This window comes from Pseudomonas sp. G3-19 (genome assembly GCF_054855875.1).
This window is the reverse complement of sequence record NZ_JBMPIQ010000003.1, coordinates 5,614,158-5,629,423: the sequence shown is the minus strand read 5'-3', so window position 1 is coordinate 5,629,423 and position 15,266 is coordinate 5,614,158. Positions and strand designations below refer to the sequence as shown.

General features: G+C 61.4%; 15 protein-coding genes. 9 read left to right on the top strand and 6 right to left on the bottom strand.

Features of this window, described 5'->3' with window-relative positions; all coding sequences use genetic code 11:
* Positions 1-19: 19 nt before the first annotated feature.
* Positions 20-2,164 (bottom strand): ATP-dependent DNA helicase DinG, encoded by a 2,145-nt coding sequence (gene dinG / locus ACOYXI_RS25640; RefSeq protein ID WP_003222341.1) that lies wholly within the window; start codon positions 2,162-2,164, stop codon positions 20-22.
* A 99-nt stretch (positions 2,165-2,263) separates the two neighbouring features.
* Here dinG and ACOYXI_RS25635 point away from each other — a divergent pair, with 99 nt between their 5' ends.
* Positions 2,264-2,728 (top strand): CopD family protein, encoded by a 465-nt coding sequence (locus ACOYXI_RS25635; protein WP_098967551.1) that lies wholly within the window; start codon positions 2,264-2,266, stop codon positions 2,726-2,728.
* A gap of 181 nt (positions 2,729-2,909) precedes the next feature.
* On the opposite strand, the gene ACOYXI_RS25630 is transcribed toward ACOYXI_RS25635, so the two are convergent.
* The 4 genes from ACOYXI_RS25630 to ACOYXI_RS25615 form a co-directional block, all read right to left on the bottom strand.
* Positions 2,910-3,668 carry a hypothetical protein gene (locus ACOYXI_RS25630; protein WP_098967549.1) on the bottom strand — a complete coding sequence of 253 codons (759 nt, stop codon included), beginning with the start codon at positions 3,666-3,668 and terminating at the stop codon, positions 2,910-2,912.
* Positions 3,661-3,936 carry a DUF1145 domain-containing protein gene (locus ACOYXI_RS25625; RefSeq protein ID WP_027614360.1) on the bottom strand — a complete coding sequence of 92 codons (276 nt, stop codon included), beginning with the start codon at positions 3,934-3,936 and terminating at the stop codon, positions 3,661-3,663. Before ACOYXI_RS25625 ends, ACOYXI_RS25630 begins: the two co-directional genes overlap by 8 nt.
* Positions 3,937-4,098: 162 nt before the next feature.
* Positions 4,099-4,821: an OmpA family protein gene (locus ACOYXI_RS25620; RefSeq protein WP_098967548.1), complete on the bottom strand. Its 723-nt coding sequence runs from the start codon at positions 4,819-4,821 to the stop codon at positions 4,099-4,101.
* A gap of 90 nt (positions 4,822-4,911) precedes the next feature.
* The gene (locus ACOYXI_RS25615) at positions 4,912-5,607 is read right to left on the bottom strand and encodes an OmpA family protein (RefSeq protein WP_098967546.1); all 696 of its coding nucleotides are present in this window, start codon (positions 5,605-5,607) and stop codon (positions 4,912-4,914) included.
* A gap of 197 nt (positions 5,608-5,804) precedes the next feature.
* Between ACOYXI_RS25615 and ACOYXI_RS25610 the strand changes: the two genes are divergently transcribed.
* From ACOYXI_RS25610 to ACOYXI_RS25595, 4 genes are read left to right on the top strand one after another with little or no spacing between them, the layout of a single operon-like run.
* Entirely contained in the window at positions 5,805-6,302 is a 498-nt protein-coding gene (locus ACOYXI_RS25610; RefSeq protein ID WP_027614357.1) for a DUF6231 family protein, read from the top strand.
* A gap of 4 nt (positions 6,303-6,306) precedes the next feature.
* Complete coding sequence (locus tag ACOYXI_RS25605; protein WP_027614356.1) at positions 6,307-6,783, top strand: YchJ family protein; 477 nt, start codon at positions 6,307-6,309, stop codon at positions 6,781-6,783.
* 43 nt (positions 6,784-6,826) lie between these two features.
* Positions 6,827-7,321 carry an LEA/WHy family protein gene (locus ACOYXI_RS25600; RefSeq protein ID WP_027614355.1) on the top strand — a complete coding sequence of 165 codons (495 nt, stop codon included), beginning with the start codon at positions 6,827-6,829 and terminating at the stop codon, positions 7,319-7,321.
* On the top strand, positions 7,318-7,521 hold the full coding sequence (locus ACOYXI_RS25595; RefSeq protein WP_003198420.1) for an SEC-C metal-binding domain-containing protein: 204 nt from the start codon (positions 7,318-7,320) through the stop codon (positions 7,519-7,521). The genes ACOYXI_RS25600 and ACOYXI_RS25595 overlap by 4 nt, the downstream gene beginning before the upstream one ends.
* Before the next feature lie 148 nt (positions 7,522-7,669).
* On the opposite strand, the gene ACOYXI_RS25590 is transcribed toward ACOYXI_RS25595, so the two are convergent.
* On the bottom strand, positions 7,670-8,227 hold the full coding sequence (locus ACOYXI_RS25590; RefSeq protein WP_098967545.1) for a cysteine hydrolase family protein: 558 nt from the start codon (positions 8,225-8,227) through the stop codon (positions 7,670-7,672).
* A 342-nt stretch (positions 8,228-8,569) separates the two neighbouring features.
* On the opposite strand from ACOYXI_RS25590, the gene ACOYXI_RS25585 reads away from it, so the two are divergent.
* The 4 genes from ACOYXI_RS25585 (at position 8,570) to ACOYXI_RS25570 (ending at position 15,209) form a co-directional block, all read left to right on the top strand.
* Entirely contained in the window at positions 8,570-11,017 is a 2,448-nt protein-coding gene (locus tag ACOYXI_RS25585; RefSeq protein WP_461675443.1) for a penicillin acylase family protein, read from the top strand.
* A gap of 264 nt (positions 11,018-11,281) precedes the next feature.
* Positions 11,282-12,316, top strand: a complete 1,035-nt coding sequence (locus ACOYXI_RS25580) for a ligase-associated DNA damage response exonuclease (protein WP_461675442.1) — start codon at positions 11,282-11,284, stop codon at positions 12,314-12,316.
* Positions 12,313-14,001, top strand: coding sequence for an ATP-dependent DNA ligase (locus tag ACOYXI_RS25575; protein WP_461675441.1), 1,689 nt, complete (start codon positions 12,313-12,315; stop codon positions 13,999-14,001). The genes ACOYXI_RS25580 and ACOYXI_RS25575 overlap by 4 nt, the downstream gene beginning before the upstream one ends.
* 425 nt (positions 14,002-14,426) lie before the next feature.
* Positions 14,427-15,209: a transporter substrate-binding domain-containing protein gene (locus ACOYXI_RS25570; protein ID WP_003222321.1), complete on the top strand. Its 783-nt coding sequence runs from the start codon at positions 14,427-14,429 to the stop codon at positions 15,207-15,209.
* Positions 15,210-15,266 lie beyond the last annotated feature (57 nt).

Genomic DNA, 15,266 nt, shown 5'->3' with positions numbered 1-15,266 from the left:
AAAACTGCCCACCGTTGTCTCAAGATATTTCACGACGGAATGGCGGCAACGCATTGAGGATCGCCTTGCCGTAGCGCTGGGTGACCAGGCGCCGATCGAGCAAGGTGATGGTGCCGCGGTCCTCTTCGGTACGCAGCAGACGCCCGCAGGCCTGAACCAGTTTCAGCGAGGCATCGGGCACCGAGATTTCCATGAACGGATTGCCGCCCCGGGCCTCGATCCACTCCGACAGCGCCGCCTCGACCGGGTCGTCCGGCACCGAGAACGGGATCTTGGCGATCACCACGTGCTCGCAGTACGCCCCCGGCAAGTCCACCCCTTCGGCGAAACTGGCAAGACCGAACAGCACGCTGGAATCGCCGCCATCGACCCGCGCCTTGTGCTTGTTCAGGGTTTCCTGTTTCGACAGGTTGCCTTGAATGAACACTTGCTTGCGCCAGTCGCGGTCGAGGCCATCGAACACGTCCTGCATCTGTTTGCGCGAGGAGAACAGCACCAGCGTGCCGCGCGAGCCTTCGACCAGATCCGGCAACTCGCGGATGATCGCCGCGGTGTGAGCAGCGGCGTCGCGTGGGTCGGCCTTCAGATCCGGCACCCGCAGCACGCCGGCGTCGGCATGATGGAACGGGCTCGGCACCACGGCAGTGACCGCTTTTTTCGGCAGACCGGCACGCATGCGGAACCGGTCGAAAGTGCCCAGTGCCGTCAAGGTTGCCGAGGTCACCAGGCAGCCGTAGGCCACGTTCCACAGGCTGCGGCGCAAGGTTTCTGCGGCGAGAATCGGGCTGGCGTTGACCTCGATGTCGAACAGCGAACCGCTCTCGGCCAGTGTCAGCCAGCGCGCCATCGGCGGGCTGTCTTCCGGGTCTTCGGCGGTAAATGCAGTCCACAATTCCCAGTTGCCCGACGCCCGCGACAATAGGCTGCCGAACAGCGGATACCACTCCTCGGCCTGATTGCTGGCGATGCCGATGTTGACCTCGCCGTCCATGCCTTCCTTGAGCAGGTCGGTCAGGCGGGTGAACAGATCGTTGAGCCGCGAATAGCCCTTTTTCAACTCGATGCCCATTTCGCGCATGTGCTCGGGAATCACCCCGCCGACGAAACGATGGCGTGGCCGCTCGCGACCTTCGACGTCTTCGCCGGGTTTGAAATCGGCAATCTGCTCGCACGCGGTGAACATGAACTGCTGCTGGGTCTTGATCTCGCGCGCCAGCTCGGGCACTTGCTCGATCAGCTTGCCGAGATCGCCCGGCAACGGATGCTGGGCCAACAATTTGGTGAGGTTCTTCGCGGTGGTTTCCAGCCAGTCGGCGGTGGAACGCAGGCGCGTGTAGTGGGCGAAGTGGCCGATGGCCTTGTCCGGCAAATGGTGACCTTCGTCGAACACGTAAATGGTGTCGCGCGGATCCGGCAGTACCGCACCGCCGCCGAGGGCGAGATCAGCCAGCACCATGTCGTGGTTGGTGACGATCACGTCGACCTTGCCCATGCCTTCGCGCGCCTTGTAGAAGGCGCATTGGCCGAAGTTCGGGCAGTGGCGATTGGTGCACTGGCTGTGATCGGTGGTCAGGCGCGCCCAGTCGGCGTCTTCCAGCGCGTTGGGCCAACTGTCGCGGTCGCCGTCCCATTTATTGCCGGCGAGCTTCTCGATCATGCTGGTGAACAGCTTCTGACTCGCCTCGTCGACCTCGATCTTGAAACCTTCCTCTTCGAACAGCTGGGCGGTGGCGGTTTGCGCGTGGCCTTCCTGCAGCAGCATGTCGAGCTTGGACAGGCACATGTAGCGGCCACGGCCCTTGGCCAGCGCGAAGCTGAAGTTCAGCCCGCTGTTGCGCATCAGGTCGGGCAAGTCCTTGTAGACGATCTGCTCTTGCAGAGCCACGGTCGCAGTAGCGATCACCAGGCGCTTGCCGGCCAGTTTCGCCGTGGGGATTGCCGCGAGGCTGTAGGCCACGGTCTTGCCGGTACCGGTGCCGGCTTCCACCGCGACAATCGCGGGGTCGCCACTGCGCCGGCCTTCGTCGTCGGTGTCGATATCCCCGAGGACTTTGGCGATTTCAGCGATCATCAGGCGCTGGCCGTAACGCGGTTTGAGGCTCTTGGCTTCAAGAAAACGCGAATAGGCGCCCTGGATCGTGGTTTTGAGTTCAGTGCTGATCATTGATTGTCGGGCGCAAAAAACGCTGGATAAATTTTCAGTGGTTTCGGATGGCGGCTATCATACCCCGCTAATTAATCCCGCGCAGAACGGAGTGCCCCAATGACACCTTTTAGCCTCGTTTATCCGTTGCATGTCCTGTCCGCCCTGGTCTGGGTCGGCGGCATGTTTTTCGCCTGGATGGTCCTGCGCCCGGCGGCTGTAAAGGCTCTCGACGGCCCTGGCCGCCTGACCTTGTGGGTGGAAGTGTTTCAAGGTTTTTTTCGTTGGGTCTGGGTCGCGGTGATCCTGTTGCCGATCAGCGGCGTGGGCATGCTGCATTTGCAGCAAGTGGGCTTTGAGACCGCACCGAAATACGTGCAGGTGATGATCGGGCTGTATGTAGTGATGACCGCACTGTTCATCCGGATTCAGGGTTTGATGCTGCCGGAGTTGCGCAAGGCCGTTGAGGCGAAGGACTGGTCGGCGGGTGCGGCGGTGCTGGGTCGGATTCGCCGGGTGGTGGGGATCAACTTGATCGTCGGGTTGGTGCTGGTGGCGATTGCCGCGGCGCGGCCGATGTTCTGACCCACCCCATTTTTTGCGCTGTGAACACTTTTGTGGTGAGGGGATTTATCCCCGATGGCGCGCGAAGCGGCCCCAAATCAGCTGACGCGTTCAATCTGAAGAAACGCGGTATCTGGAGTGGGCTGCTTCGCAGCCCATCGGGGATAAATCCCCTCACCTCAATTGTGAACAGTGCTGTTATTCAGAGGCGCTGCACAGTCACCGCCCCCGCCGCACCCACCGGCCCAGGCTGACCATCCGCACCGGCCTTGCCGTTCTTGCCGCCATCGGCGCGATACACCAGGCAGCCCTTGGACTGGCCGCCCTTGCCCGCCTTACCGCCAACACCCGCTGGACCACCCGCGCCGCCCGCAACGTTGACCTTGATCAGCTCGGCCGGAAACTCGCGCGGCACTTCAAGACGCACCAACGCACCCGGTGCGCCCGGCTGGCCGTCACTACCATTGCTGCCGTCAAAACCATGACCGGCCGCGCCCCAGGTGCAGCCCGGATCTTCGCCGTTGCCGCCATCCAGGCCGACGAAACCCGGTGCACCGGTGCCGCCACGGGCATCGACAAACAGTTTTGGCGCGTTCAGTGCCTTGAACTGCAAATTCAGATTACGCCCGGCACGGGCGGCTTTTTCATAGGTACCCGGCGCACCGCGTGCGGTGATCAGGCTGCCTTCGGACAGTTCGGCACGAATGACTTTCATGTCCAGCGCCTGTTCACTCGGGACGATCGCGATGCGCGCTTCATGGCCCAGGCGCAATTCGCCGACGGTCAGCTCGGTCACATTGGCAGGAATCAGCAAGGTGCCATAGTCCGCCACGTCCAGCCGTTCCAGCTGCAAGGTGCTGGCGGTGTTGGGCAAACGCATCAGGGAGTTGGTTTCGACGCTGACCACCTGGGCGCAGGCCAGAGGACTGATGAGTGCAGCGAGCAGGCAAAGTTTACGCATGGGAAGAAGCCTCCGGAGCGGCCGGGGCCGGGATGGTTTGCAGGTGAAAAACGCCGAACAGCAGGATGCGCAGACGGTCGCGCCACGGGTTGGGACGCCCTTTGAGGCGCGAGAAAAGCAACTCCAACACATGCAGCGCCAGCAGCGAGGCACCGGCCAGATTGACCAGCGCATGCAGCGGATGCACAAACGGCAGCAGCAGATTGACCACCACCACGCACCAGAACAGCAGGGTCAGCAAACGCCCCAGCCCCCAGAAAACCTTCATACGCTCCCCCGTGTCGGAATTATTCTTTGGGCGCACAGTAACGGCTTACGCGGGGGATAAGCCAGAGGGGTAAAAGAAAAAACATTTGTCAGTCGTCGGATCGCTGCCGGTTCGACGACGATCGTCGACCGGCAGCTCTAGCCTGCGGACTACAGACAAGTCCTAGCGATTGATATGCAACTCCACCCGACGGTTTTTTGCCCGTCCCTCGTCCGTTGCGTTGTCAGCCACCGGCTCGCTCTCGCCGCGTCCTTCACTGGTCAGTTTTTCCGGCGCCAGGCCCTGACTCAGCAGGTACGCCGCCACGCTGCTGGCGCGTCGTTCCGACAGTGCCTGGTTATAGGCGTCCGAACCTTTACTGTCGGTATGACCGATGACCTTGATGCTGACCACGTCGGCGTTGCGCAATTTGTCCATCAGCGTATCGAGCTGGGCCTTGGCGGCCGGGGTCAGATCCGACTTGTCGAAATCGAACAACACATTACCGGCATCGCTGAGGGTGATGACTTCCGATTGCGGCGCAGGTTCGGGAGCTTTTGCAGTGACCGGATATTGCGGCAGCGGACAGCCGCGATGATCGACCGGGGTATTGGCCGGGGTGTCAGGGCAACGGTCGCGGCGGTCGAACACGCCATCGCCGTCTTCATCGCCATCCTGGGCATAACAGATCAGCCCGCCAGTCAGAATCCCCAACGCCGCACCGCCACCGGCCCAGCCGCCACTTTCAATGGCGCCAAGACCGCCACCGACCAGCCCGCCGATCAGGCTGCAGATCGGCCACGTACGTTGATTGAGGGGGGCATCGCCATCGCTATGAGTGGCGCAACCGGTGAGCAGGCTGCCCAGCAGCAGCACCGGCAAGACGGACCTTGAGAAAACAGTCATTGTGAAAGCTCCTGTGTCACCGGCCCATACCGGTTACACAGGAGTAAAGACCCGCATCCGCGACTGCACAAGCCGCGGATGCGAGAGGGGCTAGCGGACGATTTTGATTTCGGTACGACGGTTCTGTGCGCGACCGTCTGCAGTTTTGTTATCCGCCACTGGCTGGCTTTCACCCATGCCCGAGACCGAAACGAAGCTGGCACGCGGCACACCCTGCTGGATCAGGTATTCCACCACCGAGTGCGCACGGCGATCCGACAGTTTTTTGTTGTAGGCATCGCTGCCGACGCTGTCGGTGTGGCCGGTCACGGTCAGTTGCGCCGTGGACGACTCTTGTTTCAGGCGCGTGGCGACTTTATCCAGCACCTGTTTGTCGGAGCCGGTCAGGGTGGCTTTGTCGAACTGGAAGTGCACATCGCGAATGACGATAGTTTCTTCCTTGACCACAACCGCCTCTTCTACCACTGGCGCAGGGGCAGGTGGTGGGCAGCCGTCAGCATCGACCTGCACGCCTTTAGGCGTGTGCGGGCACTTGTCGCGACTGTCCGGCACACCATCGCCGTCTTCGTCGCCATCACCGTGCACCCAGCAATAGGCGGCTGCCGTACCACCGACCACCAGCGCGCCATAACCGGCCCACGCCGAACTTTCCGTCGCGCCGAGACCGGCACCGACTACACCACCGACCGCCGCACAGGTCGGCCAGTCGGTTTTCTGCAAACCTGCGCAACCAGTCAACACACTGGTTAGCAGAATCAAAGGTAATGCTGTCCGAACTATGCTCATCTGGTTTTCTCCTGAGGGATCGGCTTAGAACCGATTCACGGAGTAAAGACCGGAGTTTTAATCTCCGCCAGCAATAGGCCACTGGCATTTGGGACCGTGTTCACAGGGATTCGGCACTTTTGCCAGGCGCGGCAATTCGGGGTCTAGGCCGGATCCGTCTGGCGCGCTAGTCTTGGCGATCTGATTGAGGAGCTTCGATGAACGTCGCCATTTCTTCGCGCACGCCGCAACAGGCGCTGGCCGCTTTACTGGATCGCTATGCCCCGGCGCGTCTGCTGCTGATCGGCGCCAGCGAATTTCCGGCGCTCGCCGCTTTCAAGCAGGCACATCCAGACACCTGCGTGGCCCACGCCGCACCCGGTGCATTGCCCGCCGAACTCGCGGCGCGGCGCTTCGACCTGGCGCTGGTGGTCGATTGCCTTGAGCACCTGCCCAAGCGTGACGGCTTGAATCTGCTGGGCGGGATTCGCAACCTCAACGCCAGCCGCATTGCAGTGCTGGCGGATCTGCCGGCCAGCGGCTGGCAGGAAACCGATTTCTACTCGCTGGCGCTGCAGGCCAGTGAACGCTTCCAGCGTGACGATCAGGTACTGACCCTGTTCACCTATGATCTGCTTGACTACAAACAAGTCCCCGACTGGCTCAACTCGCGATTCTGGGCCAATCCGGAAAACTTCGGCAAATACTGGTGGTAATGCAATGAGTACAGCCATTTGCCCGTGCGGCAGCGGCAACCTGCTGGAGGCCTGCTGCGGCCACTATCACGAAGGCCACCCGGCGCCTTGCGCCGAAGCGCTGATGCGTTCGCGCTACAGCGCCTACGTGCTGGGGCTGATCGATTATCTGGTGGCCACCACCCTGCCCGCCCAGCAGGCCGGTCTGGATCGCCAGTCGATCAGCGCCTGGAGCGCGCAGAGCACCTGGCTCGGCCTTGAGGTCGAAAGCTCGGAAGTGTTCGGCGGCCAACCCGAGCATGCCTTCGTCACCTTTACCGCGCGCTGGCACGACAGCCAGGGCGAACACAGCCACCGCGAGCGCTCCTCGTTCGTGCAAAACGCCGGGCGCTGGTACTTCATCGACCCGACCGTGCAGTTGAAGCTGGGGCGCAATGACGCGTGCCCGTGTGCCAGCGGGCAGAAGTTCAAGAAGTGCTGTGCGGGGTATTTCGGCGCATAAAGGGAAGTGCCGACTAGACTGGGGCACAAAGGGAGTTTTTTCGATGCTCGGTCACTGTCGCACACTGCATGGCTTGTTATTGATGCTGATCCTGAACCTCGGCGGTTGCGCCTCATGGTTCAGCGACGACAGCGTCGACCCCGCCGTGCATCTGGTAAAAGTCGAGGTGGTGCGGGCCAAGCTGCTCGAACAGAAATTCATCCTGCACTTTCGCATCGACAACCCCAACGACAGCGACCTGACGGTGCGCGGCATGGAATATCGCATTCATCTGGCAGACCTGTTGCTGGCCGAAGGGGAGCATGAACACTGGATCACGGTAGGGCCGAAAAGCAGCGCGTTCTATCGGATACCGATCCGCACCAACTTGTGGCCGCGGGTCAAGGACGTGGTGAAAATGCTGAAAAGTCAGCACCAGCAGGTGCCCTATCGATTGCAGGGTGAGATGGAAACCGGTTTATTCATCGCCCACTACGTGCACCTGGAGCGCAATGGCGTGATAATCCCCGCCGATTTAATTCCGGAGCACAACCGATGACTCAGCAACCTCATGTCCATGGCCCTGACTGCAACCACGATCATGACCATCATCACGATCACGATCATGGCCATGTCCACGGCCCGAACTGCGGCCACGCCCACCAGGAACCGGTGCGCAACGCCCTGAAAGACGTCGGCCGCAACGACCCTTGCCCATGCGGCAACGGCAAGAAATTCAAGAAGTGCCACGGCGCTTGATGCTTCAGGTGAAGTCTTTCTTCGCCTGACAAGCCGCCTTCGCGAGCAAGCCCGCTCCCACAGTTGACCGCGTTCCCGCTGACTGAACGCAGTCGACTGTGGGAGCGGGCTTGCTCGCGAATGTGCCGGTACATTCACCCCAAAATGTTCAGACAGCCGCCAGAATCTGCGCAGCGCTGACCACCGTCGCATACTCCCCGTGCACATTCCCCAGCGACATCCCGTGCACTTCTTCGGCTGAACGCGGTGTGCCGAAATAATCGGCCTTGTCGAAGGTGAAACACGCATCCTCCGCCACCCACGCCTCAAACCCCAGATTGCCCGCCGTGCGCGCTGTGGATTCCACCGAGTTGTTGGTCGCTACACCAACAATGATCAATTGCCCGATCCCCGCCTCATGCAGCTGCGCTTCCAGCCCCGTGGCACAAAACGCATCCGGTACCTGTTTCCGGATCAGCCATTCACCGTCCTGCGGCATGAATCGCTGCTGAAATTCCACCCCTGACTGCCCGGGCCAGAACACCGAATCCGGTTCACGCGACAGATGCTGCACATGAATCACCGGCCGCCCGCTACTGCGCCACGCCCTCAGTAAATCGAGCATGCGTTCTTCGGCCTGTGGATTATTCCGCCTACCCAGTCGCGGCTGCAGAATGCCTTGTTGCTGGTCGATGATGATCAGTGCAGCGTTGGCCTTGAGCTCCATGGCGTTTTTTTCTCATGCGGGGTCAGTGAGCTCCGCAGTTCAGCATCACCGCCACTTATTAAGCAAGCTATCGAACACGGCAGATTGAAGCGCTTTGTGGTGAGGGGATTTATCCCCGATGGGCAGCAAAGCGGCCCTAATTCCTGCAACCGAGACAGAGCTGACCCACCGAGATGGCAGGTTTGGGGCTGCTGCGCTGCCCATCGGGGATAAATCCCCTCACCACAGGTTCTGTCACACCTCACAAATAAGTTTGTCCCCCGCTTGCGCGGCCATCTCCTGCTCACTAACGTAGCGGCTTTATTGCGCCCCCAGCCTCTACACCCCCGCAGGAGCTTTGCCATGGCCTCGCCAGCCCTTACACATTTTCTTCCCCGGTTCGGCGTTGCCGCAGCAGTGACCGGTGTCTTGAGCCTGTCCGGTTGCCAGACCTGGAACGCGCAGGACACCCTCCCGCCCACCTCCGGCGTGCAACCGCTCAAGGGTCTGGCGCAGAACGTTTCGGTGCGACGCAATGCCATGGGCATGCCGTTGATCGAAAGCAACAGCTTCCACGACGCACTGTTCACCCTCGGTTACGTGCATGCCAGCGACCGCATCAACCAGATGGTCACCCTGCGCCTGTTGGCCCAGGGGCGTCTGGCGGAAATGTCCGGCGCCTCGATGCTCGACGCCGACCGCTACATGCGCGCGGTCAACCTGAAGAAAAGCGCCGACGAGCTGTACAAGGCCTCGTCGCCACGCCTCAAGCGTTTCTTCGAAGTCTATGCGCGGGGCGTCAACGCCTACCTGTTCCGCTACGCCGACAAACTGCCGGGCGATCTCGCCGCCAGCGGCTACAAGCCGGAATACTGGAAACCGGAAGATTCGGCGCTGATGTTCGCGTTGCTGAACTTCAGCCAGTCGGCCAACCTGCCGGAAGAGATCTCATCCCTGGTGCTGGCGCAAACCGTGACCAGCGACAAACTCGCCTGGCTGACCCCGTCCGCACCCGATGAAAATCTGCCACTGGCCGAGGCCGACAAGCTGCAAGGCCTCAAGCTCAACGGGCAGATCCCCGGTCTCACCGAGCTGAGCAACGCCAGCCAGCAGTTGGCAGCGATGAATCTGCTGGGCGCCAGCACCTCGAACAACTGGGCCATTGCCCCGCAACGCAGCCGCAGCGGCAAGAGCATTCTCGCCAGCGACAGTCATGGCCCACTGGCGGCACCGTCGCTGTGGACCTTCGTGCAGATCCGCGCGCCGAAATATCAGGCTGCCGGTGTCACCGTTGCCGGTCTGCCGATGATCCTCGGCGGTTTCAACGGCAAAGTCGCGTGGAGCGCCACCAGCGTGCTCGGCGACAATCAGGACCTGTTCCTGGAAAAAATCCGCCGTCAGGGCAACAGCCTGACCTATGAGGTCAACGGCAAGTGGCTACCGCTGGGCGTGCGCAACGAAACCTATTTCGTCAAAGGCCAGCGGCCGATTCGCGAAGCGGTGTACGAAACCCGCCACGGCGCGCTGCTCAACAGTGCTCAGGCCGTACAGGGCAACGGTTTTGGTCTGGCCCTGCAAACCCCGAGCTTCACCGACGACAAATCGCTGGACGCATTTTTTGACCTGACCCGTGCGCAGAACGTTGAACGCGCGTCAGACGCCAGCCGCGAGATCCGCGCCATCGCCCTGAACATGGTATTCGCCGACGCCAGCAACATCGGCTGGCAGGTCACCGGGCGTTTCCCCAACCGGCGCGAAGGCGAAGGCCTGCTGCCATCGCCGGGCTGGGAAGGTCGTTATGACTGGGACGGTTACGCCGACCCGATGTTGCACCCGTACGATCAGGATCCGACCCAGGGCTGGCTCGGCACCGCCAACCAGCGGGTCATTCCTCACGGCTACGGCATGCAGTTGTCCAACTCGTGGGCGGCGCCGGAGCGCGGTGAGCGCTTGGCGGAACTGGCCAACAGCGGCAAACAGGACGGTCGCAGCGTGATCGCCATGCAGTACGACCAGACCACCACCTTCGCTGCCAAGCTGAAGAAAATGTTTGAAGCGCCGGGCATGAAGCAGCCGCTGAAACAGGCGATCGACGCCCTGCCGGAAGCCGATCGCAACAAGGCGCGCGAGGCGTTCACCCGATTGATGGCGTTTGACGGCAAGCTCAGCCCGACCTCGGCGGATGCGGCGATCTATGAACTGTTCCTGCAAGAAAGCATGAAGCAGATCTTCCTCGATGAGCTCGGCCCCGAGTCGAGTCCGGCGTGGAAAGCCTTTGTTGCCAATGGCGACTTGTCCTACGCGGCGCAGGCCGATCACCTGCTCGGGCGCGAAGACAGCCCGTTCTGGGATGACTTGCGTACCCCGCAGAAAGAAGACAAAGCCGTGATTCTGGCGCGCAGTCTGGCCGCCGCGATCAACGCTGGCGACAGTCAGTTGGGTGGCGATCACAAGGCCTGGCAGTGGGGCAAACTGCACAGCTACACGTGGAAAAACGCCAACGGCCAGACCGTTCGCGGCCCGCTGGCAGCCGGCGGCGATCACACCACGCTCAATACCGCGGCGTTTGCCTGGGGTCAGGACTTCAACACCACGCGTGCGCCGTCGATGCGTTTCATCGTCGACTTCAGCCAGGCTGAGCCGCTGATGGGGCAGAACGGCACCGGCCAGTCCGGTAACCCGGCCAGCCCGAACTACCTCAACGGCATCGATGCGTGGCTCAAGGGTCAGTACATCGGCTTGCCGATGCAGCCGCAGAACTTTGACCGGGTGTATGGCAAGACGCGTTTGACCCTCACACCGGGCAAGTAAGGCACAGATCAAAAGCCCCTCACCCTAACCCTCTCCCAAGGGAGAGGGGACCGACGGAGTTGTTCTTTCGCAATACACCGACCTGAACCGTCGCGCCGAATCCATAATCGACGCGGACTTTCAGGTCGATGTAGCTCGCCACACACCTCGGTCGGCTCCCTCTCCCTCCGGGAGAGGGCTGGGGTGAGGGAGCTTTGAAAATCGATAGAACTTCCGGACTCGCGCCAACCTCATAGCTAACAAGCCCCCCATTCTGGTAACGACATGGACCTTGTTATCGCCCGCCCCGAAGGTTTGTATTGCCCTGCCGGGGATTTCTACATTGATCCGTGGCGCCCGGTCGAGCGCTCGGTGATCACCCATGCCCACGGCGATCACGCCCGTAACGGCAATCAGCACTACCTTGCCAGCAGCGCCAGCGAAGGGATTTTGCGTGCGCGTCTGGGTCAGGACATCAACCTGCAAACCCTCGCCTACGGCCAGCGGCTGACCCATCACGGCGTGACCTTGAGTTTCCATCCCGCCGGGCATGTGCTCGGTTCGGCCCAGGTGCGTCTGGAATACGGCGGCGAAGTCTGGGTCGCGTCCGGCGATTACAAGATCGAACCCGACGGCACCTGTGCGCCGTTCGAACCGGTGCGCTGCCACACCTTCATCACCGAATCGACTTTCGGCCTGCCGATCTACCGCTGGCAACCACAGGCGCAGGTATTCAACGAGATCAACCAGTGGTGGCAGGCGAACATCGCCGCCGGCAAGGCCAGCGTGCTGTTCTGTTATTCGTTCGGCAAGGCTCAGCGGATCCTGCACGGCATCGACGCCAGCCTCGGCCCGATCCTCAGTCACGGTGCGGTCGAGCCACTGAACCGGGTCTACCGCGAGGCCGGCGTGTACCTGCCGCCGACGATCTACGCCGGCGACATCAAAAAATCCGACCCGATCATGCGTCAGGCGCTGGTGATCGCCCCGCCCTCGGCGGGCGGCAGCACCTGGATGCGCCGGTTCGGTGACTACAGCGACGCCTTCGCCAGCGGCTGGATGCGCCTGCGTGGCACCCGCCGGCGGCGCGGTGTGGATCGCGGTTTCGTGCTCTCGGATCACGCCGACTGGCCCGGCCTGCTCTGGGCCATCGAACAGACCGGCGCCGAGCGCGTGATGGTGACCCACGGTTCGATCGGCGTGCTGGTCCGGCATCTGCGCGAACAAGGCCTGGACGCGCAGGGTTTCAACACCGAATACGGCGACGATGAGGAAGAAAACATCGACACCGAACCTGCCATCGCCGAGGTGCAAGCATGAAAGCGTTCGCCGAGTTGTACGCCGAACTCGACGCCACCACGTCAAGCAATGCCAAACTGGCGGCGATGCAAACCTACTTCGCTCAAGCAGCACCGCAGGACGCGGCGTGGGCGGTGTACTTTCTGTCTGGTGGACGCCCGCGGCAACTGGTGCCGGTGCGCATCCTGCGCGAACTGGCAGTGGAAGTCTCGGGATTGCAACCGTGGCTGTTCGAGGAAAGCTATCAATCCGTTGGCGATCTGGCGGAAACCATTTCCCTGGTGCTCCCGGAAAATTCGCACAGCTCCGAGACCGGCCTTGCCGAATGGATTGAAGACAAGCTGCTGCCGCTGCGCGGTGAAACCCCGGAGTACCTCGCCCGTCACCTGCCCGCGCTGTGGGCGCAACTGGATCGGCCGAGCCTGATGCTGTGCATCAAGCTGATCACCGGCAGTTTCCGCGTCGGCGTGTCGAAACTGCTGGTCACCCGCGCTCTGGCGTCGATGGCCGGCCTCGACAGCAAACGCGTGGCGCAGCGCCTGGTGGGGTACACCGACCTGTCGAACCGGCCGAACGCGACCAGCTACCTGAAACTGATCGCGCCGGAATCCGCCGACGAACATGCGCAACGTGGCGGCCAGCCCTACCCGTTTTTCCTCGCGCATGCCTTGTCGCAACCGGTCGAGGAATTTGAAGCGCTGCTGGGGCCGGCGAGCAACTGGCAAGTGGAATGGAAGTGGGATGGCATCCGCGCGCAGGTGGTCAAGCGCGAGGGTCGGTTGTGGGTCTGGTCGCGGGGTGAGGAACTGGTGACCGAGCGTTTCCCCGAATTCGACACACTGGTCCACGCGTTACCCGACGGCACGGTAATCGACGGCGAAATCGTGGTCTGGAAAAGCACCCATCCGAGCACCGCAGACGCCTTCGATCCGCAATCGAGCGCACCGCCGGCGGTGCAACCGTTCGCGCTGCTGCAGCAGCGCATCGGGCGCAAAACCCTCGACAAGAAAATCCTCGAAGAAGTGCCGGTGGTGGTGCTTGCCTACGATTTGCTGGAGTGGCAAGGCGAAGACTGGCGCAATCGTCCGCAGGCCGAACGACGCGCGCAACTGGAGCAGGTCATCGCTCACGGTAACAACCCGGTGTTACTGGCCTCGCCGATTCTCACTGGCAGTGACTGGTTCGACCTCGCCCAGCAGCGCGAAGCCTCACGGCGCCTCGGTGTCGAGGGCATGATGCTCAAGGCCCGCGACGCCCTGTATGGCGTAGGCCGGACCAAGGACATGGGCGTGTGGTGGAAGTGGAAGGTCGATCCGTTCAGCGTCGATGCGGTGTTGATCTATGCCCAGCGCGGACATGGCCGGCGCGCCAGTCTGTACAGCGATTACACCTTCGCCGTGTGGGACGGCCCGCCCGAGTCCAGTCAGCGAGCGCTGGTGCCGTTTGCCAAGGCCTATTCGGGGCTGACCGACGAGGAGATGCGCCAGGTCGACAGCATCGTGCGCAAGACCACCGTGGAAAAGTTCGGCCCGGTCAGCAGCGTCAAGCCGAGTCTGGTGTTCGAACTGGGTTTCGAAGGCATCGCCCTATCGCGGCGGCACAAGAGCGGGATCGCCGTGCGTTTTCCAAGGATGCTGCGCTGGCGGCAGGACAAGACGGTGGATGAGGCCGATAGCCTGGCAACGTTGCAGGATTTGCTGGCCTGACCCGGTTTCCGGGGACAAACCTCCAATCATCCTGAATGAACATCCTGTAGTGAGTGGATTTTCTGGTGAGGAGATCTTGTGGTGAGGGGATTTATCCCCGATGGGCTGCGAAGCGGCCCCTCAGCTTCCTTCAGTAGACCGCGTGTATCGGATTTGCGACTGCTGCGCAGCCGATCGGGGATAAATCCCCTCGCTACAAGTATTCTGAATCACTTAAAAAATACCTGCATCGACCCAAGTTGGTGCAGCCTTCAACAGCCGCCCATTCCCGTGCACCAATCCCTCTCCCTCCTCCCTCCCCCAACCTTTTAAAACACTTGTTCGGGACTCTGGTTCGGAAATTGCTACTTTCTATAGGTCGTACGCGTTCCAGTAACAATAATTCTGCGCCACAAGCGCTCATATTGGTTCTTAGGGATTGAATAATGAAAAAAGCATTGCTGACCCTTTCTGCACTGGCGTTGTGCATGGCTGCCGGCTCCGCGCTGGCCAAGGAATACAAAGAGCTGCGTTTTGGCGTTGATCCTTCCTACGCACCGTTCGAGTCGAAAGCGGCCGACGGCAGCCTGGTGGGCTTCGACATCGACCTGGGCAACGCGATCTGCGCCGAGCTGAAGGTCAAGTGCAAATGGGTTGAAAGTGACTTCGACGGCATGATTCCGGGCCTCAACGCCAACAAATTCGACGGTGTGATCTCGTCGATGACTGTGACCCCGGCCCGTGAAAAGGCGATCGACTTCTCCAGCGAGCTGTTCTCCGGCCCGACTTCCTACGTGTTCAAGAAGGGTTCCGGCCTGAGCGATGACGTCGCTTCCCTCAAGGGCAAGTCCGTCGGTTACGAGCAAGGCACCATCCAGGAAGCCTACGCCAAGGCCGTATTGGAGAAGGCCGGGGTGAAAATCCAGGCGTACGCCAACCAGGATCAGGTCTACGCCGACCTGAAAAACGGCCGTCTCGACGCCTCGATCCAGGACATGCTGCAAGCCGAACTGGGCTTTTTGAAGTCGCCGGATGGCGCCAACTACGAAGTCAGCAAGCCGGTCGATAGCGAATTACTGCCAGCCAAAACCGCTGTCGGTATTAAGAAAGGTAACAAAGAGCTGAAGGCGCTTTTAGATAAAGGTATCAAAGCGTTACACGATGACGGCAAATACGCCGAGATTCAAAAGAAACACTTTGGCGATCTGAATCTGTACAGCGGTAAATAATGCCCTGGCGCCCATCACTCGATGGGCGCCTTTTCCATCCGCTCAGGTTGCTGATTT

Bases quoted from the DNA above. Each gene is read 5' to 3' on its own strand.
- ACOYXI_RS25605 (WP_027614356.1), top strand. From the start codon at position 6,307: ATGAGTACAGCCATTTGCCCGTGCGGCAGCGGCAACCTGCTGGAGGCC.
- ACOYXI_RS25585 (WP_461675443.1), top strand. From the start codon at position 8,570: ATGGCCTCGCCAGCCCTTACACATTTTCTTCCCCGGTTCGGCGTTGCC.
- ACOYXI_RS25625 (WP_027614360.1), bottom strand. From the start codon at position 3,936: ATGAAGGTTTTCTGGGGGCTGGGGCGTTTGCTGACCCTGCTGTTCTGG.
- ACOYXI_RS25580 (WP_461675442.1), top strand. From the start codon at position 11,282: ATGGACCTTGTTATCGCCCGCCCCGAAGGTTTGTATTGCCCTGCCGGG.
- ACOYXI_RS25635 (WP_098967551.1), top strand. From the start codon at position 2,264: ATGACACCTTTTAGCCTCGTTTATCCGTTGCATGTCCTGTCCGCCCTG.
- dinG (WP_003222341.1), bottom strand. From the start codon at position 2,164: ATGATCAGCACTGAACTCAAAACCACGATCCAGGGCGCCTATTCGCGT.
- ACOYXI_RS25600 (WP_027614355.1), top strand. From the start codon at position 6,827: ATGCTCGGTCACTGTCGCACACTGCATGGCTTGTTATTGATGCTGATC.
- ACOYXI_RS25595 (WP_003198420.1), top strand. From the start codon at position 7,318: ATGACTCAGCAACCTCATGTCCATGGCCCTGACTGCAACCACGATCAT.
- ACOYXI_RS25630 (WP_098967549.1), bottom strand. From the start codon at position 3,668: ATGCGTAAACTTTGCCTGCTCGCTGCACTCATCAGTCCTCTGGCCTGC.
- ACOYXI_RS25610 (WP_027614357.1), top strand. From the start codon at position 5,805: ATGAACGTCGCCATTTCTTCGCGCACGCCGCAACAGGCGCTGGCCGCT.
- ACOYXI_RS25590 (WP_098967545.1), bottom strand. From the start codon at position 8,227: ATGGAGCTCAAGGCCAACGCTGCACTGATCATCATCGACCAGCAACAA.
- ACOYXI_RS25575 (WP_461675441.1), top strand. From the start codon at position 12,313: ATGAAAGCGTTCGCCGAGTTGTACGCCGAACTCGACGCCACCACGTCA.
- ACOYXI_RS25615 (WP_098967546.1), bottom strand. From the start codon at position 5,607: ATGAGCATAGTTCGGACAGCATTACCTTTGATTCTGCTAACCAGTGTG.
- ACOYXI_RS25570 (WP_003222321.1), top strand. From the start codon at position 14,427: ATGAAAAAAGCATTGCTGACCCTTTCTGCACTGGCGTTGTGCATGGCT.
- ACOYXI_RS25620 (WP_098967548.1), bottom strand. From the start codon at position 4,821: ATGACTGTTTTCTCAAGGTCCGTCTTGCCGGTGCTGCTGCTGGGCAGC.